Genomic DNA, 1,202 nt, shown 5'->3' on the forward strand with positions numbered 1-1,202 from the left:
TTCTGATGAGGATTTAGAAATAATATTAGAAAAACCATGCTATCTTTCAAATGTAGATTGCTTTAAGAGATCTCTTCCGAATATCACTATCAGGCTAAATCAGATCTTCGTCTTTTCGCAAAATCCGGATAGATTCGGCCGAAATCATGTCATTTAATGACGAATGTATCCTTTCATGACTGTATTCCTTACTCCAGATATCAAGTTTATCCTACTTCTTCCTGCAAAGGAGCCTGCAGATGTTCAGACATTCGTCCCAGAAGCTGCCGTTAAGCAACTCTTATCAGAGCATTATCGGTCTATTTTCTGAGCCACAAGAGAGGTCTTGGTGTACACCGTTCTAGTACACCCACTGATATCGTTGGAAATAAACTCGCTGCAGCCGCTCTGATACGCATTTCCGCACAATCCAATAGGTAAGTCTCTCACAACCAAGCAATGGCTTCACGATTCTACGCAGACCTCAGAATTTTTTCGGATAACCCCTTTTCACGGGCTGAAGGGCCAAAAACTCTACTTTACACGAAACTGAACAAAGGAGAGGACTCAACACTGAGCAAAAAAAGATAAGGGATCACCAAGTAATCTTTCTCAAATTGGATTCAATATCAAATTGATTTTTTATGAATTCTTTCCTTTCGATTATATTATCATCAACAGGAATGTGCCCATTAACAATCGCCTCAATCTTTGATGGTAGCTCACATATATCTTTCAGGATTATGCCCAGTCGACCTTCATTTGTTACTTCATATACTCCACCTACATTAGTCGCCAGGATATAGCAACCAGAAAAAGCAGCTTCAAGTAACGCTATCGAAAAACCTTCCCATCGTGAAGGCATAAGAAAAACCCGAGATCTATTATATAATTCAAATATATCCTCCCTATCCTTTTCGCCTAAGATCTCTATGTTTTTAAGTAGATACGGCTTTTTAGCTATTAAGATAGAAAGTTTTGATTTAAAGGAGTTATCAACAGGACCAACAAATTTAAACTTCCAGTCAAAAAAATCATCAATTTTATCCAAGGCATCTAATATAGATTCATGATTTTTTTGATATGCACCAATTCTACCCACAATAAGAAAACAATTTTCTCTAGGTAAATCCAATACCGAAGGTGTAATGTCTTTAAATATTCCATTCGCTAAACAAATAACATCCAAATTTGGAAATAATATATTCAGCTTTTCCTTTATA

The 1,202-nt window shown here is 36.6% G+C and carries 1 protein-coding gene; it reads right to left on the reverse strand.

The genetic code is table 11. From position 1 onward, the window contains the following. Positions 1-574: 574 nt before the first annotated feature. The coding region (locus tag Dpoa2040_RS02185; protein ID WP_168640124.1) for a glycosyltransferase family 4 protein at positions 575-1,202 on the reverse strand (628 nt) is incomplete at its 5' end.

This window comes from Dickeya sp. CFBP 2040 (assembly GCF_012273755.1).
Taxonomy (GTDB): Bacteria; Pseudomonadota; Gammaproteobacteria; order Enterobacterales; family Enterobacteriaceae; genus Dickeya; species Dickeya poaceiphila.